This window comes from Sphingopyxis lindanitolerans (assembly GCF_002993885.1).
Classification (GTDB): domain Bacteria; phylum Pseudomonadota; class Alphaproteobacteria; order Sphingomonadales; family Sphingomonadaceae; genus Sphingopyxis; species Sphingopyxis lindanitolerans.
This window is the reverse complement of sequence record NZ_CM009578.1, coordinates 2,921,535-2,942,984: the sequence shown is the minus strand read 5'-3', so window position 1 is coordinate 2,942,984 and position 21,450 is coordinate 2,921,535. Positions and strand designations below refer to the sequence as shown.

The following is a 21,450-nucleotide window of genomic DNA, read 5'->3' as shown; positions in this document are numbered from 1 at the left end:
ACCGCCGTTCCGGTGACGCAATAATGCGTCGCCCCCGCGCAGGCGGGGGCCGCCGTCGGCCTTGAGCCAGCGGCACGCGCCCCATATATTTCGTCACCCCGAACTTGTTTCAGCATGACGATGAGAAATGGGCGGCATAGCCTTCAGCCCTGACGCCAGTGGAGTCGATCCAGCCAATGACGAACTCTCCCCCCAATCTCTCGCGCTCCATCGCCGGCCGCGTCGCGATCGTCACCGGCGCGGCGAGCGGCATGGGCCGTGCGACCGCGCTCCTCCTCGCCAGCGAAGGCGCGAAGGTCGCGGTCACCGACCTCGACCTGGCGGCGTGCCAGGCGGTCGCGGCCGAAGCGGGCGCGGATGCCCGCGCCTTCGCGCTCGACGTTTCGGATGGCGATGCGATCAGGCGCACCGTCGCCACCATCGCGGCGGCCTTTGGCGGCATCGATATATTGATCAACAATGCCGGGGTTTCGAGCTTTGCCCCGCTCGATGCCGCGGATGAATATGACGCGATCTGGCACCGCGCGATCGCGGTGATGCTGACCGCGCACCAACGCATGGTCCGCGCCGCGCTGCCATGGCTGCGGCGCAGCGACGCCGCGCGCATCGTCAACATCGCCTCGACCGAGGGGCTCGGCGCGACGCCGGGCGACACGCCCTATGTCGCCGCCAAGTCGGGCGTCGTCGGACTGACCCGCGGGCTCGCGGTCGATCTCGGCAAGGACGGCATCACGGTCAACTGCATCTGCCCCGGCCCGATCCGCACCAATATGACCGACACGGTGCCCGAGGCGGACAAGGCGGTGTTCGCACGCCGCCGCACCGCGCTCCGCCGCTATGGCGAGCCCGAGGAGGTCGCGCATATGACGCTCAGCCTCGTCCTGCCCGCCGCAAGCTATATCACCGGCGCGGTGATCCCGGTCGACGGCGGCCTAACGGCACGGAATGCCTGAATTTTCTCTATTCGATCGCCGCTAATCCGCGAACGCGGGGCTTTTTTGCGACACCGCCCGATCAGGCGAGCCGTGCAATGCGGTCGATGACCCGCGCAACTCTGGACCCTGCCGGGAGTATTCCTGTGCCAGAAGGGGCCAAGAAAACTGCGGGCCCTGCTGATCCAATCGAAGGAGTAGCATATGGGTGCCGTTTCCAAGAGTTCGAGATTATGGCTGCTGGCCATGCTGGCTGGAACAGCAGCGGTCGGCGCGGCGGCGCAGGCGCAGGACGCGCCCGAGAGCGAAAGCGTGACCGTCACCGGCGAACGCATGCCCGATCCGGCCCAAATGACCAAGGGGCCCGAGGTCGAAGGCATCATCTCGGCGCGCAGCGACGGCAGCATGCAAGTCACGACCGCCGACGGCACCAACACGAACATCGCGATCGGCGACAACACCCGGATCAAGGCCAGCGGCGGCTTCCTGGGCCTCAGCCGCAACAAGCTCGCCGCGAATTCGCTGCTCAACGGCCTGCCGGTCAGCGTCGAGACCTTGCAGTGGGATGGCGGCCTGGTCGCGAGCGAGATCGAGCTCAAGAACAAGGATCTCAGGACCGCATCGATGATCCGCACCGGCACCGACCAGCGCTTTGCCGAACAGACCGCGGCGACCGAGGCGTTGCGCGGCCGCGTCGGCGATATCGACCAATATAATGTCAAGGGCACGACGAACGTGAACTTCGACACCGGCAAGGCCGTGCTGTCGCCGCAGGCGAAAGCCGATCTCTGCAACGCGGCAACCCAGGCCGAGGGGATGGACAACGCCCTGCTGCTCGTCGTCGGCTACACCGATTCGCGGGGAAGCCAGGAATTGAACCAGACGCTCAGCGAAAAGCGCGCCGGCGGCGTCGTCAATTATCTTCAGCAGGCGTGCGGCTGGAAACCCTATCGCATGCTGACCCCCACCGGGATGGCCGAAGCCGACCCGGCCGCGGACAACACCACCCCCGAAGGCATGGCCCAGAACCGCCGCGTCGCGGTGAATATCCTGGTCAGCAAGGGTCTCGACGGCCTGTAAGGACAAGTTGCGCGGGGTGGGCGGCGCCCACCCCGGCATTTTCCGGGGGCAGGAGTTCCCACAGCTTCGTCATGCTGAACCTGTTTCAGCATCCATGGCCCGAGTTTCCGGTTGGCGCCCGCGCCCGCGAAATACCCGCTTATTTATACATCCCCTCGCGCAGATTGATGCCGTGCTCGATCCACATCTTGAGCGCGCAGAGCATCTGCGACCAGCCCTGACAATTGCCGTAGGACGCGCCCAGCGCGCCCTGGTTCTCGCGCCAGCCCTCTTCGGCGATCTCGACGAGCGTGCGGCCGTCGTCGAGACCCTTGAAACGCATCGTCACCCGCGTGCGATAGGCGGCGTCCCTGAGTTCGCCGCCCTCGACGTTCGGCGCCTCACCTTCGTTCGCCTGCCATTCGAGAATGATCGTCTCGTCGGGCACGACCTCGATCACATAGACCGGAAAGGCGCCGGGAAAATCGTGGAAGTCCCATGTCACCGTCGCGCCGGTCTCGAGCCGGCCCTTGGCGCCGCCGGTGGTGAAATAATGCGACAGTTGCGCGGGATCGGCGACCGCCTCGAACACATCGTGCACCGGCCTCGCGATCCGCGCCGCGACTCGGAATTTCAGCTCCATCGACAATCTCCGCTTGCGTTTCTGTCATTATGTTATAAATTTACAACATGTCAATCCACGAAGAATATGACCGTGTTTTCAAGGCTCTGTCGTCGCATATCCGCCGCCAGATCCTCGACGACCTCAAGGACCAGCCGCTGACCACGGGCACGCTGTGCGGCAACTTCGCCAACATCGACCGCTGCACCGTGATGCAACATCTCAAAGTGCTGGAGGACGCCGGACTGGTCATCGCCGAACGCCGCGGCCGCGAGCGCTGGAATCACCTGAACGCGATGCCGATCCACGATATCCACGACCGCTGGATCGGCCCCCACGCGGCCGCAGCCACCGCCCGCCTGGCGCGATTCAAGCAGGCCGTGGAGGCTCGATGAAGATGTGGGGATGCCGATAGCAGCTTTCGGCCAGTTGTTGCCGCAATCAGCGTGGCGAGCCGTCATAGAAGCCGCATCCCCGAGCGAAGACGAGGGGCTCTGCCGAGCGAAGTCGAGGCAGCGGAGGCGCGCGGTTCTCGCTCCGCTCGAACGTGCCCCTCGTCTTCGCTCGGGGATGCGGTCTATTGGGTTTCCCCTAGGAGACCCACGTCCGCTTCCCATCCCAAAGCCGTCATAAAGGTCCAAATTTCCGGCCACCGAACAAAAAGGACCGGGAAGTCGCCTTCCCGGTCCTTTTTCCTGACGACCGCAGGCCTTACCAGCCCGACGGATGCCCCTTGTTCTGCTCGTCGAGCCATTTCTTCAGCGGGGCGAAATATTCGGCCATCGCGCGGCCCGACATTTCGCGGCTGCCGGTGAAGGCCTGGAGCGCGTCGGGCCACGGCTTCGACGCGCCCATTTCGAGCATCGCGTTCAATTTCGCGCCGACCGCCTTGTTGCCATAGAAGGAGCAGCGGTGGAGCGGCCCCTTCCAGCCCGCCTGCTTGCACGCCGCCTGATAGAATTGGAACTGCAGCACGCGCGCCAGGAAATAGCGGGTGTAGGGGGTGTTGCCCGGAATATGATATTTGGCGCCGGGGTCGAAGGCATTCGCCGGCCGTTCGCCCGGGGGCGTGATGCCCTGATATTGCAGGCGCAGGTCGGTCCACGCCTTGTTATAGTCGGCGGGCTTGATCGACCCGTCGAACACGCTCCAACGCCAGCGGTCGACGAGCAGGCCAAAGGGCAGGAAAGCGACCTTGTCCATCGCCTGCCGCAGCAAAAGGCCGATGTCCTTGTCGGCGCTCGGCACCTTCGATTTGTCGAGCAGGCCGATGTCGACCAGATATTGCGGGGTGATCGACAGCGCGACGAAATCGCCGATCGCTTCGTGGAAGCCGTCGTTCGCGCCGTTCAGGTAAAGGAACGGCTGCTTGTTATAGGCGCGCTGGTAGTAATTATGGCCGAGCTCGTGGTGGATGGTGACGAAATCGTCGGCATTCACCTTGATGCACATCTTGATGCGGACATCGTCCTTGTTGTCGACGTCCCACGCCGAGGCGTGGCAGACGACCTCGCGGTCGGCGGGCTTGAGGAACTGGCTGCGCTTCCAGAAGGTTTCGGGAAGCGGCGCGAAGCCCAGCGAGGAATAGAAATTCTCACCCGCCTTGACCATGTCGAGCGGCTTCTTGCCCTTTTCCTTGAGCAGGTCGCCGATGTCGTAGCCGAGGTCGCCGGTGCCCGGAGGCGCGACGAGCGGGTAGATATTGCCCCATTCCTGCGCCCACATATTGCCGAGCAGGTCGGCGCGGATCGGGCCGGTCTTGGGTTGCACCGCGTCGCCATATTTCTCGTTCAGTTTCCAACGGACATAGGTGTGGAGCGCCACATAGAGCGGCTTCATATCCTGCCAGATCTTTTCGGTCAGCTTGGCGAATTCCTCGGGCGGCATGTCATATCCCGACCGCCACATCGCGCCGGTGTCGGCGAAACCCAACTCCTTGGCGCCTTCGTTCGCGATGCCGACCATCTTGGCATAGTCGTCCTTCATCGGCGTGCCGACATTATTGTGCCAGCTCGTCCACATCTCGGCATATTCGGCGGGCGTGCGCTGAAGATTGCCCATCTCGGCCTCGATGTCCGAGCCCGAAATTTCCTTGCCGTCGAGCATGCCGCGGCCCTTGCCGTACTGCGATTGCAGGTCGGTCGCGATTGTGTTGAGTTCGGTCGCCGCGCCGGGCGTCGTCGGCGCGGGCAGGACGATGCCGGTGCGCAATATGTCGAGCTTGCGCTTCGTATCGGCACTCAGCCCCGGCACATTCATATATTTCGCGGCCTCGAGCGCATATTTAACCGATTTTTCGGTGCCGATCGCGTTGATCCGCGCCGCCATCGCGTCGGTATCTTCGGTGATATAGGTCGCGTTGACCCAGTTCACCTGGCTGCCCTCGACCGTATAGTCGAACAGATCCTTCTCGACCGCGGCGATGAAGGCATCGGCGTCGGCCGCGGTGGGGGCTGCCGTGGGGGCGGGGGCGGCAGCGGGGGCCGCTTGCGCCAGGGCGGGGGCCGCCACCGCGAGCGAAAGGGCCAGCGACAGCGTTGAAATCATGGCTTTCATTAAGGTGCGATCCTCTTGGACAGGGGTGCGCTCTCTGGCGCGATGGCGCATAATCTGGACCGCGCGGCCGACAGGGTCAAGCGGTGAGGAACGCCGCGATCGCCTCGCCCAGATCGGGCCGGGTCACGCTCGACATATGGGTGCCGGGGATGGTCGCCAGCCGCGCATCGGCCAGCGCCGCGACCAGTTCGCCCGCCGAACCATTGTCCTGGTCCTGATCGCCGCAGACGACCAGCACCGGCATCGTCAGCGCATCCAGCAGGGCAGGCGCCGTGTCGGTGAAGCTGTCCAGCAGCAGGCGCGCCGCGACGCGATCGATCTTCATCGTCTTCATGAACTGGACCGACAGCCAGATGTCGTCGCCACGCTTCGCGCTGTCATAGTCGGCGATGACGCGCTGGAAGAATTGCCCGCGCTTTGCCCAGCCGGCCAGCCCCGCAAGCCCCATGCCGCCGAGGATCAGCCGCCGCGGCCGCATCCCCGCGACCACCGCGCGAACGCTGGTCCGCGCGCCGAGCGAAAAGCCGCCGAGGTCGAAATCGGCAAGACCCAGATGCGCGACCAGATCCTGAAGATCCTGCACCAATATGTCGGGCGGATAATGGTCGGGCTCGTGCGGCGCTTCGCTCGATCCGTGGATGCGCAGGTCGGGCATGATGACGCGATAGCCCGCCTCGGCGATGCGCGCGGCGGTGCCGAACTTGATCCAGTTGACCTCGGCATTCGAGAACAGGCCGTGAAGGAGGATAAGTGGCAAGCCTTCGCCCATCTCGCGCCACGCCAGCCGCACGCCATCGCGCGCATCGAAAAATTGCGGTTCGATAGTCATGAAGCCTTTATGCGTGGATGCGGCGTTAGGGCAAGATGCAGGAATTTTCGCGCAGAGGCCGCAGAGGATGGGGAGATTTCAAAACCAAATGTTCCCCCGCGAAGGCGGGGACCCATCTCCTGCTGGCTCTACCTCGCACCGACCGGAGATGGACCCCCGCCTTCGCGGGGGAACATGGTGGTTTTAATTTCTACGTGCTCTTTGCGTCCTTTGCGCGAACTCTGCGCGAAAATTCCGCTATCGCGGCCGCAGCCCTTTTTGCTCCATGCGCCATTTCGCCATTTCGATGCGGTCCTGCCCGAAGAAGGGTTCGCCGTCGAAGACCAGGGTCGGAACGCCCCAATGTCCCGCGATCTCGAGCGCCACCTGATTGGCGGCGATTTCGGTGTCGAGCGATTCCGCATCCTCCACCGCCTCGGCGTCGAGTTCGGCAAGGTCGAGGTCGGCGCGGCGGGTGGCGTCGGCGAGATGGTCGCCGAGATGCCAGTCCTGCGCGCCGCCCCAGATCAGCCGTGCGACCTCGTGACAGAAGCCCAGGCTCTTGCCGCGGCGCGACGCTGCCTGTCCGAGGCGCGTCAGGCGATAGATATAGGGCTGCTCGGCGGCGATCGCGCGGGTCGTCACATTCTGGACGATCGGGTCGGGTCGCGGCGGCCCGAACGGAATGCCATGGAATTGCGCGACGCGGATCATGTCACGCATCGTATAGCTCAGCCAGTTCGGGTGATTGCGCTCGAAGAAATCGGGCTGGCGGATCGCCAGCGGATAGACCGGACGCAGGTTGATCGTCAGTTCATGGCTGGCCGCGAGCGCCCGGTAGCGGCCAATCGCCAGATAGGAATAGGGCGAGCGAAAGGACCAGAAGAGGTCGGCGGTCAATGTCATGGCATGCATAGTGCCAAAAATGCCGGAAGGTGCAAGCGCGCCGTCGGGACATTTTGCACCATATCAGATGTTTCGCAGATGCAGCAAAGTAGCTATTGAATATAATAGCATCTGCTATTATTTTCTCGGCCATGAACGAGACGATCGGCTTCCTGCTGAACGATAGTGCGCGGCTGTACCGCCGCGCCTTCAACGCACGCACGAAGGGCAGCGGGATCACCGCGCTGCAATGGCGGCTGATCAGCTATCTCAAGCGACACGAGGGAATCCGGCAGGGGCCGCTCGCCGAACTGATCGAGGTCGAACCGATCACCCTGTCGCGGATGATCGACCGGTTGGTCGAGGCCAGGCTGGTCGAACGCCGCGCCGACCCGACCGACCGGCGCGCCTGGCGGCTCTATCTGACCACGCGCGCGGGCGACCTCCTCCACTCGATGCGCCACACCGCCGAGGTGCTGAATGACGAAGCCACCGAGGGGCTGACCCCCGCCGAACGCGAACAACTCGCCCTACTCGTCGAGCGGGTGCGCGCCAATCTGTCTCGCCGCGAATGCCTGAAAGAAGCCCTGTGATGGACCAGCTCTCCCCTTCCCGCCCCAAGGCCGAGGACGCACGACCGACCGCGCTGCCCAAGGCCGACCCGGTGCCGGCAGCCGCAGAGGCCCCCGAGGCCGAAGACAGGGCGCCCCCATCGTGGCGCATCCGCGCGCTGATGTTCGGGGTTCCGCTCCTCCTCGCCATCGCGGGCGGCGTCTATTGGCTGACGAGCGGCGGCTCGGTGTCGACCGACAACGCCTATGTCCAGATGGACAAGGTGTCGGTCGCGGCCGAGGTCGGCGGGCTGATCACCGAGGTCGCGGTACGCGAAGGGCAGGAGGTGCAGAAGGACCAGCTGCTGTTTCGTATCGACGGCCACCCCTATGCGCTGACCGTCGCGCAGGCGAGCGCCGCGATCGACGCCGCCAAGGTCGATGTCGGCAATCTGTCGGCCAGCCTCGCCTCGACCAGTGTCGACATCCGGGCGGCGCAGGAAGCGGTCGGTTTCGCCGAATCGAATTTCGCGCGGCAGGCGGCGCTGATGGACAAGGGCTTCACCACCAAGGCCGCCTATGACGCATCGAAGCATGCGGTCGAGCAGGCCCGCGCCAGCCTGGGCCAGGCGCGCGCCGACGCGGCCGAAGCGCGCGCCAAGCTCGCGACCGGCGCCGGCGGCGTCAATCCGCAGGTCGAGGCGGCGAAGGTCCAGCGCGCGCAGGCCGAGGTCAATCTCGGCCGCACCGAAGTGCGCGCGCCGAGCGCCGGCCGCGTCGCCGAATCGAATCGCCTGCAACTCGGCCAGATGATGGTCGCGGGGCTGCCCGCGGTGACGCTCGTCGATACCGCGCATCCGTGGGTCGATGCCAATTTCAAGGAAACCGACCTGGCGCATATGTGCGCGGGACAGCGCGCCGAGATGCGCTTCGACGCCTATCCAGGCCTGGTCGTGCGCGGTCATGTCCAGACGATCGGCGCTGGCACGGGCAGCGAATTTTCGGTGCTGCCGGCGCAGAATGCGACCGGCAACTGGGTCAAGGTGACGCAGCGCGTCCCCGTCCGCATCGCCTTCGACGAGGTCGCGAACCGCCCGATGATCGCCGGCCTGTCGACCGAGGTGAAAGTGATCACGTCGGGCGGGTGCAAGTAAGCCGACGCCGGTGATGTGCCAGGCATCTCCCCGCCATCGCCCTCTCCCCTTCAGGGGAGAGGGGCAGACGCGACGCCACTGATGGCGAGCCGCGCCCTTCCCCGTCGCCGCGCCGCGCCCGCGGCGACGGTCGTCGATGCCGACCGGCCGCTCCATGAACAGGTGCGCTATCGCGGCCTCTTGACCGTCGCGGTCATGGGCGCGTCGGTGATGCAGATTCTCGACACGACGATCGCCAACGTCGCCATCCCGCACATGCAGTCGAGCCTCGGCGCGACGAGCGAGACGGTGAATTGGGTGTTGACGAGCTATATCATCGCCTCGGCGGTCGCGATGCCGATCACCGGCTGGCTCGCCGACAGGATCGGCCGGCGCGCGCTGTTCCTCGGCGCGGTGGTCGGCTTCATCATCGCCTCGATGGCATGCGGCGCGGCGCAGAATCTGGAAGAGATGGTGCTCTTTCGTTTCCTCCAGGGGATCAGCGCCGCCTTCATCGGCCCCCTGTCGCAGTCGGTGATGCTCGACATCAATCCGCCGGAACGTCACGCGCGCGCGATGTCGATCTGGGGCATGGGGATCATGGTCGGGCCGATTCTGGGACCGATCATCGGCGGCTGGCTGACCGAATCGGCCAACTGGCGCTGGGTCTTTTACGTCAATCTGCCGGTCGGCGCGGCGACCTTCGCGCTGATGTGGGCGCTGCTTCCCGCGACGGGGCGGCAGAGCCGCAAGTTCGATCTCTTCGGCTTCTCGATGCTCGCGCTCGGCCTCGCCTCGCTCCAGCTCATGCTCGACCGCGGCGCGCAGAAGGATTGGTTCGACAGCCTCGAAATCTGGATCGAGACCGGCGTTTCGGTCTCGTGCCTGTGGATGTTCATCATCCACCTCCTCACCGCGCGCAACACGATGTTCGATCGCCGGATGCTCGCCGACCGCAACCTGGTCACCGCGCTGGGCTTCATGGTCGTGATCGGCATCGTCATGTTCTCGTCGATGGCGTTGCTGCCGCCGATGCTCCAGCGATTGTTCGATTGGCCAGTCATCGATACCGGCTGGGTGCTCGCGGTGCGCGGCGTCGGTATCCTGCTCAGCATGTCGGTTGCCGGGCGGCTGCTCGGCAAGGTCGACGCGCGCTGGCTGGTCGGCACCGGCCTGCTGATCGCGGCCTATTCACTTTGGCAGATGAGCCACTGGTCGCTGATGATGGGTGCGTGGCCGGTGGTCGTCAGCGGCCTTGTCCAGGGGCTCGGCATGGGGCTGGTTTTCATCCCGCTCAACACCGTGGCCTTCGCGACCCTGGGTCCGGCGTGGCGCACCGACGGTGCCAGCCTGCTCAACCTGTTCCGCAGCGTCGGTGCCTCGGTCGGCATTTCGGTCGTCACGACGCTGCTCGGTGCCAACACCCAGACCAGCCACGAAGACCTGGTCGCACATATCACCAGCGGTTCGGTATCGATGATCGATCCCTCGACCTCCGACCGGCTGGGCCAGCTTGGCGGCAGCGTGATGGCGATCATCAATGCCGAGATCAACCGGCAGGCCGCCATGATCGCCTATATCGACAATTTCTGGGCAATGATGTGGGTGACGCTTGCCTCGGTCCCGCTCGTCATCCTGTTGCGGCCACCCAAACCGGGTGGGCCGACGGCGTCGGCGGCCGACATGGGGCATTAGGGCGCCACTGTCCTGAACAGGATGGAGAGCGGATCTTTCCCCTCTTCGTCATTCCCGCGAAAGCGGGAACCCAGAGCGTGCGTCGGCTGACCCCACACTGGGTTCCCGCTTTCGCGGGAATGACGACGTTATGGGACGAAGAACTTCGCTTTCGGCCGAAGACTCCCTTCACCTTGCCCAGCGCAGCGCGCGGCGCAGTTCGTCGCTGCCATTTTCCACATAGGGCAAGCCATGCGCCATCACGACGCGCCGACAATCCCAGTCCAGAATGGCCCGGACCGCCGCGCGCACCGCGCGCCGTTTCGGCCAGAAGGTCAGGCGAAGATCGATCGGCGCCTTGCCGTCGGGATGCGCCGCGCCCGAGAGGCGGACAAGCCAGCGATAGAAGGGATGGATAACGCGCCGCGGCTCGAAATTCTCGATCAGGTCGGTCAGGATCGCGGTGCGCGACACACGGTGGAAAAAGACCGCTTCGGTCACCGACGTGCCGGGAACGAGCGCCGCGTCGACCGCCTCGCGCGGCCACGGCACGCCGCCGCCGTCGAGCACCGCGTCGACGCGAAAGGACCGCTTCGCCTTTTCAGCGAGCCCCGGCACCGCGGCGGTCCTCGCCTGTGGATAGCGCTGCTGCCAGTCGGCGACGAACCAGTAATGAAGGCTGTTCGGGGCGATAAGCCACGCAACCTCGCCCAGCGCATCGACCGCATCGAACAGCGCGGCATCGGGCGCGATCGGCGAATGAACCCACAGGCGTCCGTCGCCCAGCCGCACCAGCGTCATCCGCGTCGGAAACGGGATCGAGGCCGGGCCATAATCCATGCGGATTTCGGGTCCATCGACGATCCAGATAGCCTCGCCGAAGGGTTTGGGGATATTGAGCGGCGCATAGGGGCGAAAGCCAACCATCGCCTTTCCTACCACCCCCGTCCGCGCGGTTCAAATGCCCGGATCAAACGTCCTTTGGCCGGGAACCGGCGGCGCGGCGCGCCATCGCGAGCGCCATGAAGCGTTCCGGAGCGGGCATCTCGTCGAAAGCCGGAACCCCCTCGGGGATCGCGACCCAATCGCGCTTCCGGCGCACCCAGATATGCGCGAACGGATCGAGCTCCGACGGATCGTCGAGCGTCCCGCCGCGCACGATCGCCATGCCGGGCCGCTCGCTGTTGAGATTGTAGATGCGGCCGAAACAATCGGGGCAAAAGCTGTGCGTCGATATGCCGCCCGCGGGGCGCGGCATTGCGCGCTCGACGCGCCGACCCTCGCTCGACAGGCTGTCCGTCATCACGATCAGCTGATCGGCAAAGGCGCTGCCGGTCGATTTCTGGCAGTCGAGACAGTGGCAGCAATAGTTGAGCAGCGGCCCCTCCTGAACGAAACGGTAGCGAAGCTGACCGCAGCGACAACCACCCCTGATCTCGCGCGTCATCTCATGGCTCCTTCCTGCTTCCCGATCACCAGCGCAGCGACATGCAACTGAGCCCCGCGTCGATGCGCGCGATCTGATCAGTCGCCATCGGCCGGATGGCGATCCCGCGCGCGGACAGCAAGGCGCGGGTGGCGGACCAGCGCGCGCCGACCAGGATCGTGTCGCCGATGCGCAGCAAATTGGCAGCCGCTTCCTCGCCCGACGGGGTCTCGACGACCGTCAGTCCGGCGAACTGGGGGCAGGCCGCGAGCGCAGGGACGGCGAGGATACTGGCCTCGTCGATCAGCCCGCAGCCGGTCTTGAAATGCAGCACGCCGGGCGGTGTTTCGGCGATCTCGGCGCGAAGCCCGAGCGTATCGAGCAGCGCCGCCAGTTCCTCGGCGCCCGCGCGATCGGTGCGAGCAGACAGGCCGATGATCATACGGTCGGCGAGGCGCAGCACGTCGCCGCCGTCGGCATGGCCCGGCCCCGTCATTTCGAGCAGGCGCGCGTGGCGCGCGGCGAGCGGCGCCCGCATAGGCTCGACCTCGCCTGCCCGGCTCGGCGCGCCCGGACGCAGCAGGACCGCACCTTCGGGAAAAGTCAGCGCGACATCCTCGGTGAACAGCGCATCGGGGAAATCGTCGAGGGGCGGCAGCACGTCGACCGACAGGCCGAGGTCGCGGAGCGTCGCGACATAGGCGGCGTGCTCGGCGGCGAGGCCAGCGAAATCGGGATCGGGGCCGTCCTCGGCGCGCAGGCCCCTGACCGCCGATGGGGCGGGCGCGCGGCAAAGCGCGTGGGTGAAGGCGAAGGGGCTGCTCATCACCCCTCTCATATCGATTTGCGCCGACGCATAAAGCCCCTCCCCTTCAGGGGAGGGGTTGGGGTGGGGGCTCACCCCTTCTTGAGATGCCGCCGTCCCAGCAGTTCCGCGATCTGCACCGCGTTCAGCGCCGCGCCCTTGCGCAAGTTGTCGCTGACGCACCAGAGGTTGAGGCCGTTATCGACCGTCGGATCGTCGCGGACGCGGCTGATGAAGGTCGCAAAGTCGCCGACGGCTTCGACGGGAGTGATATAGCCGCCGTCCTCGCGCTTGTCGTGAAGCACGACGCCCGGCGCCTCGCGCAGGATGCGCTGCGCGTCCTCGGCCGACAGTTCATCCTCCATCTCGATGTTGATCGCCTCGCTATGCCCGACGAACACGGGCACGCGGACGCAGGTCGCGGTGACCTTGATCTTGGGATCGAGGATCTTCTTGGTCTCGACGACCATCTTCCATTCCTCCTTGGTCGATCCATCGTCGAGGAATTTGTCGATGTGCGGGATGACGTTGAAGGCGATCTGCTTGGTGAACTTCTGGATGTCCTTTTCGTCACCGACGAAGATCTGGCGCGTCTGGTTCCACAGTTCGTCCATGCCCGACTTGCCGGCGCCCGACACCGACTGATAGGTCGAGACGACGACGCGCTTGATCGTCGCGGCATCGTGAAGCGGCTTCAGCGCGACGACCATCTGCGCGGTCGAGCAGTTGGGGTTCGCGATGATGTTGCGCTTTTTATAACCGTCGATCGCATCGGGGTTCACCTCGGGCACGATCAGCGGCACGTCGGGGTCCATGCGATAGAGCGACGAATTGTCGATCACGACACAGCCCGCCGCCGCCGCCTTTGGCGCGTGGATCGCGGTCGCGTCGCTGCCGATCGCGAAAATCGCCATGTCCCAGCCGGTCCAGTCGAAATTGTCGATATTCTGGCATTTGACGGTGCGGCCGCTGTCGCCGATTTCCACGTCGGTGCCCTGGCTGCGCGACGAAGCGACCGCGGCCAGTTCGTCGATCGGGAATTCGCGCTCGATCAGGATGGCGAGCACTTCGCGCCCGACATTGCCCGTCGCGCCAGCAACAACGATACGATAACCCATGATTTTCTATGCCCTTCGATGTGGTGAAACGAAAAACGACCGGCTCTGCCTGTTGGCGGAACCGGTCGTTTTGGAAAGCTGTTTCGGCTTTGGGTGAGAGAAGCTCTCCTTAGCCTTCGCTGGCTTCCGGCCGGTAATCGCGGCGCTCCGCAATACGCGCCGATTTACCAGTGCGGCCACGAAGATAGTAAAGCTTCGCACGACGCACGGCACCCTTGCGGATGACGGTAATGCTGTCGATGTTGGGCGAATAGAGCGGGAACACGCGCTCGACACCTTCGCCGAACGACATTTTGCGCACGGTGAAGTTGGAGCCCATGCCCTTGTTCGAGCGTGCGATGCACACGCCTTCGAAATTCTGCACACGAGTACGTTCGCCTTCGACCACCTTCACGCCGACTTTCAGCGTGTCGCCGGGACGAAAGGTCGGAATGGTCTTGGCCGCCTTGGCAATTTCCTCGGCTTCGATCGTCTGGATGAGGTTCATATCCTCTAGTCCTTTTCTTTTCGCCGCGCGCCAGAGGCAGGTCGGTCCCGAGCATCGATATGACGCTCCCAAAGGTCCGGCCTGCGTAACCGTGTATGATCCTGTGCCTCTTGTTTCCGCCAGGCCGCGATCTTCGCATGATCCCCCGATCGCAGCACTTCGGGGATCGTGCGCCCTTCCCAGCTAGCTGGTCGGGTATAGTGCGGATATTCGAGCAAACCGTTTTCGAACGATTCGTCGTCGCCGCTAGAAGCCGCGCCCATTACGCCGGGAAGCAGCCGAATGCAAGCGTCGAGCAACAGCAACGCCCCCATCTCGCCGCCCGACAGGATGATGTCGCCCATCGACACCTGTTCGATGGCGCGCGCGTCGAAGATACGCTCGTCGAAACCCTCGAACCGCCCGCAGAGGATGATCGCCCCCGGACCAACCGAAAGGTTGCGCACGCGAGCCTGGGTGATCGGGGTTCCGCGCGGAGTCATCGCGAGGATCGGAAGGTCGGGATGGGCGGCCGCCGCATGGTCGATCGCGGCCGCCAGCACATCGACCTTGAGCACCATCCCGGCGCCGCCGCCCGCGGGCGTATCGTCGACCGTGCGATGCTTGTCGGTCGCGAAATCGCGGATCTGCACCGGCGCGCACGACCAAACCCCGGCCTCGAGCGCCCGCCCCGCCATGCTGTGCCCGAGCGGGCCGGGGAACATGTCGGGATAGAGCGTCAGGGGGACGGTGATGAAGGTCATGGCAGCGTCCAATTTTCGACCGCCAGACCCGGCACGTCGGCGAAGTCGGCTTCATTGTTGGTGATGATCGTGACTCCGAGACTCAGCGCATGGGCGGCGAGCAGGCGGTCGAAACGGGCGCGCTTGAAAGGCAGCCTAGCATAGGCGCGCGCCGCTGGTTCATCAAAGGGAACGAGCGGAATGGCTGCCACAAAAGCGTCCAATATCGTGGGCGGCGGCGGCTTGCCGACGTAAGTGCCATAGGCAACCTCGGCATAGCTGATGACGGAAATGGCGATTTCGCCGGGAGCGCAATCCGCGATCCGCGTCGTCAGTGCCTCATGTCCAACGTCCATGGCATAAACGGCGGAGTTAGCATCGATCAGATAGCGGATCACGCTTTGTTGACCGCCTCGGCCGCTTCCGCCGCCTTGCGAGCAGCAATGCTGCTCGGACGCTCTTCAAAATCCTCGCGCGGCGCCAGCTTCAGGCCGGGCGCCTTGCCGGCGAAGCCGCTGACGTCGATCTTCGCCCTGGGCTTGTCGGCGGGTTCGAAGCGATATTCGCCGCGTTCCTCGCGGACGATCATCTCGGTTCCTTCCTCGATGCCCAGCGCCTTGGGCAGGCGTAGCGCGAGCGAATTGCCCGATTTGAACACTTTGGCGCGATATTCCTTGGTCATGGCGATCTCCGTATATACATTATGTATATACATCGTCGGCGATAATCAAGCCAGCGGCTCCCACAGCGGCTCGGGAACGAGTTGGCGATCCATCGCCATCTCTTCGTGCAGCCATTCGCGAAAACGCTCGATCTTGCGGACGCCGACGCGGTTTTCGGGGTGGACCAGAAAATTGGCCATCCCCGGCTGATAGAGGGTCTCGAACGGGCGCACGAGGCGCCCGCTGTCGAGTTCGGGGCGCCAGAACAGCGGCGTCATCAGCGCAATCCCGAAACCGCCCTGCGCCGCGATCGCCTCCTGAAGCTGGCTGTCGAGTTCGATCCCCTGCCGGCGCGGCGGCGGCGTGCCGATTCCCGCCGCGGCGAACCAGCCCGCCCACCAGGGATCATTCGGCGCCAGCCGCTCGACATGGAGCAGATCGGCAGGCCTTTCGATACCGTTCGTATCGCGAAAGGCGGGCGAGCAGATCGGCGTCACATGGCTGCGGAACAGGAAGTCGGCGCGCAATCCCGGCCAGCGCCCGGCGCCGGTGCGGATCGCGACATCGACATTGGCGGCATCGAAATCGACGAGGTCGTTAGACATCAGCAACCGTACCGCAAGGTCGGGATAGCGCAACTGGAACCGCCCGATCCGCGCGCTGAGCCAGGTGCCGCCAAAGGTGATCGCGGCGCTGATCGTCAGAACCTCGGCATCGTCGCTGGTCAGCGCAGCGAAGGCGTCACCCATTGCAGTGAAAGCTCCGCTTATCGCTGGGAGCAGCCGCTGCCCCGTCTCGGACAGCCGCACTCGCCCCTTTTCACGCACGAACAGCGACCGGCCGAGACGGGTCTCCAATTGCCGGATTTGATAGCTCACCGCGGCCTGCGTGAGCCCAAGCTCTTCGGCCGCGCGCGAGAAATTCTGCAACCGCGCGGCGGCCTCGAAGGCGCGAATGGCGGCGAGAGGCGGTAGCTTCGACATGCGGAATATATAAGCTTAGCTTATACTATAGCGCAAAGCTTTTGTTGGCATTCCAGGTGGCCGGGACGCATTTGAAGGACATCCCGAAAGAAAGGAGAAAAGCGATGATGGAAGAATATTTCATGCGGGGCTGGACCCACGGTCACGAACGCCTGAGCGCGGATCTCGATCGCGGCTTCGCGTGGCTGCGCGGCAAAGCCGACCAGTTCGTCGAAGCGGTTACGCCGAGCCATGCGTCCGGCGCCGATGTCTATTTCCGGCCCAGGCTCCCCGATCGCCCCGCCGCGAGTCGGCCCGTCCGGGTTCGCGCGGCAAAGCCTCGCTGAGCCGCGCCCGCGTCTGCCGTTCCCTTTCGGTGGTCCCTCACCCGCATCGGGACCGGCAGGCGCCTACTCGACGAACGCCGCGTCGATCGTCACGCCATCGGCGTCCCACGCCGGCACCGCCTGCGCGGTCATCGGCACCATGAAGCGTTTGGGCGCTTTGCCGGGTTCGGACGGCTTCTCGATCTCAAGAATGTCGCCGGCACCGAAATTCTCGACCGCCGCGACATGCCCGATCGCCGCGCCGTCGGTCGACACGCACGGCAAGCCGATCAGATCATGGTGATAATATTCGCCCGCCGCGAGCGGCGGCAGCGCCGAGCGCGGGATGGTCAACACCGTGCCGCGCAGCGCTTCGGCGGCGCTGCGATCGGCGACCTCTGCAAAGCTGGCGACCGCGCCCTGATTCGCCGGGCGCACCGATTTCAAGGTCAGCTTGCGGCCGCCCGCGTCGAAAACGGAAAAGGCGCGGAGAGCCTCCGCGCCTTCGCCAAACAATTTTAATCGCACCTCGCCCCGCACCCCATGCGCGCCGGCAATGGCGGCAAGAGTGACGGGGCGGTTCGCGTCGGCCAAGGCTTAGCCTTCGGCCTTTTCTTCGCCAGCTTCCTCAGCGGCGGCTTCTTCGGTCGCAGCTTCTTCGGCCGGGGTTTCTTCGGTCACCGGACCGCCTTCGGCGACTTCCTCGGCGATCGCGGTCGCGTCTTCGGCGGTCGCGGCGGCGGGAACTTCGTCGGCGACGGCTTCGGCCACCGCTTCGGCGGTCGCTTCGCTCTTCACCGAACCGGTCGCATCCGACTCGGCAGCTTCGGGAGCCGCGGCTTCTTCGGCCACGGTTTCTTCGGCGGGCGCTTCTTCAACTGCCACTTCCGGAACAGTCTCTTCGACCGCTTCGGGTTCGGGCGCCGGAGCGGCGGCAGCAGCGGCTGCGGCTTCTTCGGCGTCGGCCAGCTTCTGGGCCTTTTCTTCGGCGCGCTCCTTGGCCTTCTCGCCCGGGACCGCCTTGTTGGGGTTGTTGCGCGCGGCGCGTTCCTGGACGCCGGCGGCGTCGAGGAAGCGGGCGACCCGGTCGCTCGGCTGGGCGCCGACGCTCAGCCAATGCTTGGCGCGCTCGGCGTCGAGCTTGATGCGCTCGGGATTATCCTTGGCGAGCAGCGGGTTGTAGCTGCCGATGCGCTCGATGAAGCGGCCGTCGCGCGGGCTGCGCGAATCGGCGACGACGATCTTGTAATAAGGGCGCTTTTTCGAACCGCCGCGCGAAAGGCGAATGGAGGTAGCCATGATATTTTCCTTCTAGGTCTAATGTGATTGTTCGAATTATTTCTTTTTATTCATCAAGTTGGCGAGTTCGGGTGGGATCGCCCCGCCGCCGAGGCCGGGAAGCCCGCCAAGGCCACCGCCTCCGCCGCCGCCCATGCCGGGAATGCCGCCGCCCTTGCCGAACAGCGCGCCGAGCCCCTTGAGGCCGCCCATCTTGCGGATGCGCTTCATCGCGGTGGACATTTCCTGGTGCATCTTGAGCACCCGGTTGACCTGCTGCACCGTCGTTCCCGAACCGTTGGCGATGCGAATCTTGCGCTTCGCGGTCAGAATTTCGGGCTTCGCGCGCTCCTTGGGGGTCATCGAGCCCATGATCGCGTCGAAGTGGACGAGCATCTTGTCGTTGGCGCCGCTGTCGGCCATCGCCGCCTGCGCCTTTTTAAGCCCGGGGATCATCCCGGCGAGCGCGCCGATCCCGCCCATGCGGCGCATCTGGTTCAATTGCGTGCGAAGATCGTCGAGGTCGAACTGCCCCTTCGCCATCTTCTTCGCCATCGCCTCGGCGTCTTCAGCCTGGATGGTCTCGGCGGCGCGTTCGACGAGGCTGACGACGTCGCCCATGCCGAGGATGCGGCCGGCGATGCGCGACGGCTGGAAAAGCTCGAGCCCGTCGAGCTTTTCGCCCGTGCCTGCGAACTTGATCGGCTTGCCGGTGACCGCGCGCATCGACAGCGCGGCGCCGCCGCGCGCGTCGCCGTCCATGCGGGTCAGCACGACGCCGGTCAGCGGCACCTGGTCGGTAAAGCGCTGCGCGACCTGCACCGCATCCTGGCCGGTCAGGCTGTCGACGACGAGCAGGGTTTCGGCCGGGTTCGCCGTGCGCGACACCGCCTGCATCTCGTCCATCAACTGCTGGTCGACGTGGAGGCGGCCCGCGGTGTCGAGCATCAGCACGTCATAACCCTGCAGCTTCGCCGCCTGCATGGCGCGCTGCGCGATCTCGACCGGCTGTTGCCCGGCGACGATCGGCAGCGTCGCGACGTCGATCTGCGTGCCGAGGACGGCGAGCTGTTCCTGCGCGGCGGGGCGATTGACGTCGAGCGACGCCATCAGCACCTTCTTGCGCTCTTTTTCCTTGAGCCGCTTGGCGATCTTCGCGGTCGTCGTCGTCTTGCCCGAGCCCTGGAGGCCGACCATCATGATGATCGCGGGCGGGGCGACGTTGAGGTCGAGCTCGGCGGTTTCGGAGCCGAGCATCTCGGTCAGCGCGTCGCTGACGATCTTGACCACCTGCTGGCCCGGGGTGACCGACCGCAGGACATTATGACCGACCGCAAGTTCGGTGACCTGATCGACGAAGCTGCGCACCACGGGCAGCGCAACATCGGCTTCGAGCAGCGCGATTCGCACTTCGCGCATCGCGGCGCGCACGTCGGCCTCGGTCAGCGCACCGCGGCCGCGGAGCTTTCCGAAAACATCGCCAAGCCGATCGCTCAGACTGTCGAACATGCGCCCAAATAATCCCTTCTGACGACCGCAACGCAAAACACGCCGGTGAGCGAAACCTCGCCAACCAGCGGTATCCGTGGACAGGTTTTCCGTCGCGGATGTCGTATGTGCCCGGGTGCAAGATGCCGCCGGACGCGGGGCCTTTACGCAAATGCGGGGCAAAAGGCAAGTCCGGCTTCGCCCGCACTTAACGCAAATTTCACCGCTCGCGGCCAATATGCCGGCGATGGTGGGGAATGACTCTATGACATTATGGCCGAAGTCACGCGACCGAAGCGAGGATGCGCGCCGCGACGTCGTCGCCGGCGGCATCGTCGTCGCGGGAATCCTGCTGTTCGTCGGCACCGGTGGCAGCGTGATGCAGTCGGTCGTGCAAACCCTCGTCGGCATCGGCGGCGGGCCCGACAAAGTCTTGTCGGTCGCGCTGATCCTGAATGTCGCGCTCCTCCTCTTCGGCTGGCGCCGCTACGAGGATCTCAACCGCGAAATCCGCGAGCGGACCGAGGCCGAACAGCGCGCGCGCTACCTTGCCGACACCGACCCGCTCACCGGCTTCCTCAACCGGCGCGCGCTGCTCGTCCAGGGCCAGCGGCTGATCGCCGACGCCACCTCGAACGGACGCCATGTCGCCCTGTTCCTGCTCGATCTCGATCATTTCAAGACGGTCAACGACATCCACGGTCACGCGGCGGGCGATCGCGTGCTGCAGGTCGCGGCCGAGCGTATCAGCGACGTGCTGCCGCCCAATGCCGCCAAGGCGCGGCTCGGCGGCGACGAGTTCGTCGCGATGCTGTCGTTCGAGCCCGCCGCGCGCGCCAGTATCGACGCGCTCGCCGCGGCGCTGGTCACTGCGCTCGAGGATAAGGTCGCGCATGATTCGCAGCAGATCCGCGTCGGCGCGTCGCTCGGCATCTCGCTCGCCACCGACGCCAGCATGACGATGGAAACGATGGTCCGCCAGGCCGACATCGCCATGTATCACGGCAAGGACGAGGGGCGGAACCGCCATATCTGGTTCGAACAGGGCATGGAAATGGCGGTCCAGGTCCGCAACCAGATCGAGACGGGAATCCGCGACGGCATGCCGCGCGGCGAGTTCATCCCCTATTTCGAGCCGCAGGTCGATATCGCGACCGGCCGGTTCGTCGGTTTCGAGATGCTGATGCGCTGGGAATCGCCCGAATATGGGCTGATCCCCCCCGAACGCTTCATCCCGGTCGCCGAGGACAGCGGCCTGATCGGCGAACTGTCGCTCCAGGTCATCGGCCGCGCGATGGAGATCGCCAAGGGCTGGGATCCGTCGATCGTGCTCGCGGTCAATATCTCGCCGCAACAATTGAAGGATCCCTGGTTCAGCCAGAAACTGACCAAGCTGCTCGTCGAAACGGGTTTCCCGGCCAGCCAGCTCGAGGTCGAAATCACCGAAAGCTCGCTGTTCGAGAATCTGCCGCTCGTCCGCTCGATCGTCACCAGCCTCAAAAATCAGGGCGTATCCTTGAGCCTCGACGATTTCGGCACCGGCTACAGCTCGTTGTCGCACCTGCGCGCGCTGCCCTTTGACCGGATCAAGATCGACCGCAGCTTCATCGCCGCGATGCGCGGCAGCCCCGACGCGCTGGCGATCGTCGTCGCGATCGTCCGGCTGGGCGAAAGCCTGGCGATGCCGATCACCGCCGAGGGGGTCGAGGATGAAGCGACCGCGATCGAACTCACCCGCCTCGGCTGTTCGAAGGGGCAGGGCTGGTATTATGGCCGCGCCGCATCGACCGACGACACCGCCCGCCTGCTCGCCGACCGCGGCCTGCTGCGGACGCCGATGCTGCCCGGCAGCCTGACGCCCGACGAGGAACCGTTGCGCAAATCTGCCTGAGCGCCCGCCTTCCCCGTCGCCCGCGCCTTCGCGGGGCGACGGACGCATTCCGACGCCTCGCTAGA

The 21,450-nt window shown here is 65.2% G+C and carries 23 protein-coding genes and 1 pseudogene; 8 read left to right on the top strand and 16 right to left on the bottom strand.

Features of this window, described 5'->3' with window-relative positions; all coding sequences use genetic code 11:
• The first annotated feature begins 176 nt into the window (after nucleotides 1-176).
• The gene (locus CVO77_RS14145; protein WP_105999588.1) at nucleotides 177-953 is read left to right on the top strand and encodes an SDR family NAD(P)-dependent oxidoreductase; all 777 of its coding nucleotides are present in this window, start codon (nucleotides 177-179) and stop codon (nucleotides 951-953) included.
• 183 nt (nucleotides 954-1,136) lie between these two features.
• Complete coding sequence (locus CVO77_RS14140) at nucleotides 1,137-2,012, top strand: OmpA family protein (protein WP_105999587.1); 876 nt, start codon at nucleotides 1,137-1,139, stop codon at nucleotides 2,010-2,012.
• A gap of 139 nt (nucleotides 2,013-2,151) precedes the next feature.
• Here the strand turns inward: CVO77_RS14140 and CVO77_RS14135 are convergent, their stop codons facing one another.
• Nucleotides 2,152-2,634: an SRPBCC family protein gene (locus tag CVO77_RS14135; RefSeq protein ID WP_105999586.1), complete on the bottom strand. Its 483-nt coding sequence runs from the start codon at nucleotides 2,632-2,634 to the stop codon at nucleotides 2,152-2,154.
• Between the two features lie 47 nt (nucleotides 2,635-2,681).
• On the opposite strand from CVO77_RS14135, the gene CVO77_RS14130 reads away from it, so the two are divergent.
• Nucleotides 2,682-3,008: an ArsR/SmtB family transcription factor gene (locus CVO77_RS14130; RefSeq protein ID WP_105999585.1), complete on the top strand. Its 327-nt coding sequence runs from the start codon at nucleotides 2,682-2,684 to the stop codon at nucleotides 3,006-3,008.
• A gap of 316 nt (nucleotides 3,009-3,324) precedes the next feature.
• Here the strand turns inward: CVO77_RS14130 and CVO77_RS14125 are convergent, their stop codons facing one another.
• The 3 genes from CVO77_RS14125 to CVO77_RS14115 form a co-directional block, all read right to left on the bottom strand.
• On the bottom strand, nucleotides 3,325-5,169 hold the full coding sequence (locus tag CVO77_RS14125) for a M2 family metallopeptidase (RefSeq protein WP_105999584.1): 1,845 nt from the start codon (nucleotides 5,167-5,169) through the stop codon (nucleotides 3,325-3,327).
• Between the two features lie 76 nt (nucleotides 5,170-5,245).
• Nucleotides 5,246-5,998 (bottom strand): alpha/beta fold hydrolase, encoded by a 753-nt coding sequence (locus CVO77_RS14120; protein WP_105999583.1) that lies wholly within the window; start codon nucleotides 5,996-5,998, stop codon nucleotides 5,246-5,248.
• Nucleotides 5,999-6,235: 237 nt separating this feature from the next.
• A complete protein-coding gene (locus CVO77_RS14115) occupies nucleotides 6,236-6,883 on the bottom strand; it encodes a 2-hydroxychromene-2-carboxylate isomerase (protein WP_106000845.1) in 648 nt (215 codons plus the stop codon).
• Between the two features lie 131 nt (nucleotides 6,884-7,014).
• Between CVO77_RS14115 and CVO77_RS14110 the strand changes: the two genes are divergently transcribed.
• The 3 genes from CVO77_RS14110 to CVO77_RS14100 all read left to right on the top strand — a co-directional run bounded on the left by CVO77_RS14110 (nucleotide 7,015) and on the right by CVO77_RS14100 (nucleotide 10,241).
• A complete protein-coding gene (locus CVO77_RS14110; RefSeq protein WP_105999582.1) occupies nucleotides 7,015-7,455 on the top strand; it encodes a MarR family winged helix-turn-helix transcriptional regulator in 441 nt (146 codons plus the stop codon).
• A complete protein-coding gene (locus CVO77_RS14105) occupies nucleotides 7,455-8,567 on the top strand; it encodes an HlyD family secretion protein (RefSeq protein WP_105999581.1) in 1,113 nt (370 codons plus the stop codon). The genes CVO77_RS14110 and CVO77_RS14105 overlap by 1 nt, the downstream gene beginning before the upstream one ends.
• Nucleotides 8,568-8,648: 81 nt before the next feature.
• Nucleotides 8,649-10,241 (top strand): DHA2 family efflux MFS transporter permease subunit, encoded by a 1,593-nt coding sequence (locus CVO77_RS14100; RefSeq protein ID WP_105999580.1) that lies wholly within the window; start codon nucleotides 8,649-8,651, stop codon nucleotides 10,239-10,241.
• Nucleotides 10,242-10,409: 168 nt separating this feature from the next.
• Here the strand turns inward: CVO77_RS14100 and CVO77_RS14095 are convergent, their stop codons facing one another.
• The 9 genes from CVO77_RS14095 to CVO77_RS14055 form a co-directional block, all read right to left on the bottom strand.
• Nucleotides 10,410-11,147, bottom strand: a complete 738-nt coding sequence (locus tag CVO77_RS14095) for a DUF4336 domain-containing protein (RefSeq protein WP_105999579.1) — start codon at nucleotides 11,145-11,147, stop codon at nucleotides 10,410-10,412.
• A gap of 43 nt (nucleotides 11,148-11,190) precedes the next feature.
• Nucleotides 11,191-11,667 (bottom strand): GFA family protein, encoded by a 477-nt coding sequence (locus CVO77_RS14090; RefSeq protein WP_105999578.1) that lies wholly within the window; start codon nucleotides 11,665-11,667, stop codon nucleotides 11,191-11,193.
• 25 nt (nucleotides 11,668-11,692) lie between these two features.
• On the bottom strand, nucleotides 11,693-12,472 hold the full coding sequence (locus CVO77_RS14085; RefSeq protein WP_192878830.1) for a dimethylarginine dimethylaminohydrolase family protein: 780 nt from the start codon (nucleotides 12,470-12,472) through the stop codon (nucleotides 11,693-11,695).
• A 71-nt stretch (nucleotides 12,473-12,543) separates the two neighbouring features.
• The gene (locus CVO77_RS14080) at nucleotides 12,544-13,569 is read right to left on the bottom strand and encodes an aspartate-semialdehyde dehydrogenase (protein ID WP_105999576.1); all 1,026 of its coding nucleotides are present in this window, start codon (nucleotides 13,567-13,569) and stop codon (nucleotides 12,544-12,546) included.
• A 109-nt stretch (nucleotides 13,570-13,678) separates the two neighbouring features.
• Nucleotides 13,679-14,056: a 50S ribosomal protein L19 gene (rplS, locus tag CVO77_RS14075; RefSeq protein ID WP_056345487.1), complete on the bottom strand. Its 378-nt coding sequence runs from the start codon at nucleotides 14,054-14,056 to the stop codon at nucleotides 13,679-13,681.
• Nucleotides 14,057-14,061: 5 nt separating this feature from the next.
• Complete coding sequence (gene trmD, locus CVO77_RS14070; RefSeq protein ID WP_105999575.1) at nucleotides 14,062-14,799, bottom strand: tRNA (guanosine(37)-N1)-methyltransferase TrmD; 738 nt, start codon at nucleotides 14,797-14,799, stop codon at nucleotides 14,062-14,064.
• A complete protein-coding gene (locus tag CVO77_RS14065; protein ID WP_192878829.1) occupies nucleotides 14,796-15,176 on the bottom strand; it encodes a type II toxin-antitoxin system VapC family toxin in 381 nt (126 codons plus the stop codon). Before CVO77_RS14065 ends, trmD begins: the two co-directional genes overlap by 4 nt.
• Nucleotides 15,173-15,460: an AbrB/MazE/SpoVT family DNA-binding domain-containing protein gene (locus CVO77_RS14060; protein WP_192878828.1), complete on the bottom strand. Its 288-nt coding sequence runs from the start codon at nucleotides 15,458-15,460 to the stop codon at nucleotides 15,173-15,175. Before CVO77_RS14060 ends, CVO77_RS14065 begins: the two co-directional genes overlap by 4 nt.
• A gap of 45 nt (nucleotides 15,461-15,505) precedes the next feature.
• Nucleotides 15,506-16,423, bottom strand: coding sequence for a LysR substrate-binding domain-containing protein (locus CVO77_RS14055; protein WP_105999573.1), 918 nt, complete (start codon nucleotides 16,421-16,423; stop codon nucleotides 15,506-15,508).
• A gap of 104 nt (nucleotides 16,424-16,527) precedes the next feature.
• On the opposite strand from CVO77_RS14055, the gene CVO77_RS14050 reads away from it, so the two are divergent.
• Nucleotides 16,528-16,749, top strand: a complete 222-nt coding sequence (locus CVO77_RS14050) for a hypothetical protein (protein WP_146130876.1) — start codon at nucleotides 16,528-16,530, stop codon at nucleotides 16,747-16,749.
• A 63-nt stretch (nucleotides 16,750-16,812) separates the two neighbouring features.
• Here the strand turns inward: CVO77_RS14050 and rimM are convergent, their stop codons facing one another.
• The 3 genes and pseudogenes from rimM to ffh all read right to left on the bottom strand — a co-directional run bounded on the left by rimM (nucleotide 16,813) and on the right by ffh (nucleotide 19,515).
• Nucleotides 16,813-17,322 carry a ribosome maturation factor RimM gene (rimM, locus tag CVO77_RS14045; RefSeq protein ID WP_105999571.1) on the bottom strand — a complete coding sequence of 170 codons (510 nt, stop codon included), beginning with the start codon at nucleotides 17,320-17,322 and terminating at the stop codon, nucleotides 16,813-16,815.
• Between the two features lie 243 nt (nucleotides 17,323-17,565).
• Nucleotides 17,566-18,027: pseudogene (gene rpsP / locus CVO77_RS14040) on the bottom strand (30S ribosomal protein S16); the annotation flags it as partial.
• 36 nt (nucleotides 18,028-18,063) lie between these two features.
• Nucleotides 18,064-19,515 carry a signal recognition particle protein gene (gene ffh / locus CVO77_RS14035; RefSeq protein ID WP_105999569.1) on the bottom strand — a complete coding sequence of 484 codons (1,452 nt, stop codon included), beginning with the start codon at nucleotides 19,513-19,515 and terminating at the stop codon, nucleotides 18,064-18,066.
• Between the two features lie 244 nt (nucleotides 19,516-19,759).
• Here ffh and CVO77_RS14030 point away from each other — a divergent pair, with 244 nt between their 5' ends.
• Nucleotides 19,760-21,385, top strand: a complete 1,626-nt coding sequence (locus CVO77_RS14030) for a putative bifunctional diguanylate cyclase/phosphodiesterase (protein WP_105999568.1) — start codon at nucleotides 19,760-19,762, stop codon at nucleotides 21,383-21,385.
• The last annotated feature ends 65 nt before the right edge of the window (nucleotides 21,386-21,450 follow it).

Excerpts from the sequence above, each read along its gene's own strand:
- CVO77_RS14130 (WP_105999585.1), top strand. The coding sequence starts at position 2,682 with ATGTCAATCCACGAAGAATATGACCGTGTTTTCAAGGCTCTGTCGTCG.
- ffh (WP_105999569.1), bottom strand. The coding sequence starts at position 19,515 with ATGTTCGACAGTCTGAGCGATCGGCTTGGCGATGTTTTCGGAAAGCTC.
- CVO77_RS14060 (WP_192878828.1), bottom strand. The coding sequence starts at position 15,460 with ATGACCAAGGAATATCGCGCCAAAGTGTTCAAATCGGGCAATTCGCTC.
- rplS (WP_056345487.1), bottom strand. The coding sequence starts at position 14,056 with ATGAACCTCATCCAGACGATCGAAGCCGAGGAAATTGCCAAGGCGGCC.
- CVO77_RS14105 (WP_105999581.1), top strand. The coding sequence starts at position 7,455 with ATGGACCAGCTCTCCCCTTCCCGCCCCAAGGCCGAGGACGCACGACCG.
- CVO77_RS14030 (WP_105999568.1), top strand. The coding sequence starts at position 19,760 with ATGACATTATGGCCGAAGTCACGCGACCGAAGCGAGGATGCGCGCCGC.
- CVO77_RS14100 (WP_105999580.1), top strand. The coding sequence starts at position 8,649 with ATGGCGAGCCGCGCCCTTCCCCGTCGCCGCGCCGCGCCCGCGGCGACG.
- CVO77_RS14140 (WP_105999587.1), top strand. The coding sequence starts at position 1,137 with ATGGGTGCCGTTTCCAAGAGTTCGAGATTATGGCTGCTGGCCATGCTG.
- CVO77_RS14055 (WP_105999573.1), bottom strand. The coding sequence starts at position 16,423 with ATGTCGAAGCTACCGCCTCTCGCCGCCATTCGCGCCTTCGAGGCCGCC.
- CVO77_RS14095 (WP_105999579.1), bottom strand. The coding sequence starts at position 11,147 with ATGGTTGGCTTTCGCCCCTATGCGCCGCTCAATATCCCCAAACCCTTC.
- CVO77_RS14110 (WP_105999582.1), top strand. The coding sequence starts at position 7,015 with ATGAACGAGACGATCGGCTTCCTGCTGAACGATAGTGCGCGGCTGTAC.
- CVO77_RS14135 (WP_105999586.1), bottom strand. The coding sequence starts at position 2,634 with ATGGAGCTGAAATTCCGAGTCGCGGCGCGGATCGCGAGGCCGGTGCAC.
- trmD (WP_105999575.1), bottom strand. The coding sequence starts at position 14,799 with ATGACCTTCATCACCGTCCCCCTGACGCTCTATCCCGACATGTTCCCC.
- CVO77_RS14125 (WP_105999584.1), bottom strand. The coding sequence starts at position 5,169 with ATGAAAGCCATGATTTCAACGCTGTCGCTGGCCCTTTCGCTCGCGGTG.
- CVO77_RS14085 (WP_192878830.1), bottom strand. The coding sequence starts at position 12,472 with ATGAGCAGCCCCTTCGCCTTCACCCACGCGCTTTGCCGCGCGCCCGCC.
- CVO77_RS14115 (WP_106000845.1), bottom strand. The coding sequence starts at position 6,883 with ATGACATTGACCGCCGACCTCTTCTGGTCCTTTCGCTCGCCCTATTCC.
- CVO77_RS14090 (WP_105999578.1), bottom strand. The coding sequence starts at position 11,667 with ATGACGCGCGAGATCAGGGGTGGTTGTCGCTGCGGTCAGCTTCGCTAC.
- CVO77_RS14050 (WP_146130876.1), top strand. The coding sequence starts at position 16,528 with ATGATGGAAGAATATTTCATGCGGGGCTGGACCCACGGTCACGAACGC.
- CVO77_RS14080 (WP_105999576.1), bottom strand. The coding sequence starts at position 13,569 with ATGGGTTATCGTATCGTTGTTGCTGGCGCGACGGGCAATGTCGGGCGC.
- CVO77_RS14120 (WP_105999583.1), bottom strand. The coding sequence starts at position 5,998 with ATGACTATCGAACCGCAATTTTTCGATGCGCGCGATGGCGTGCGGCTG.
- CVO77_RS14145 (WP_105999588.1), top strand. The coding sequence starts at position 177 with ATGACGAACTCTCCCCCCAATCTCTCGCGCTCCATCGCCGGCCGCGTC.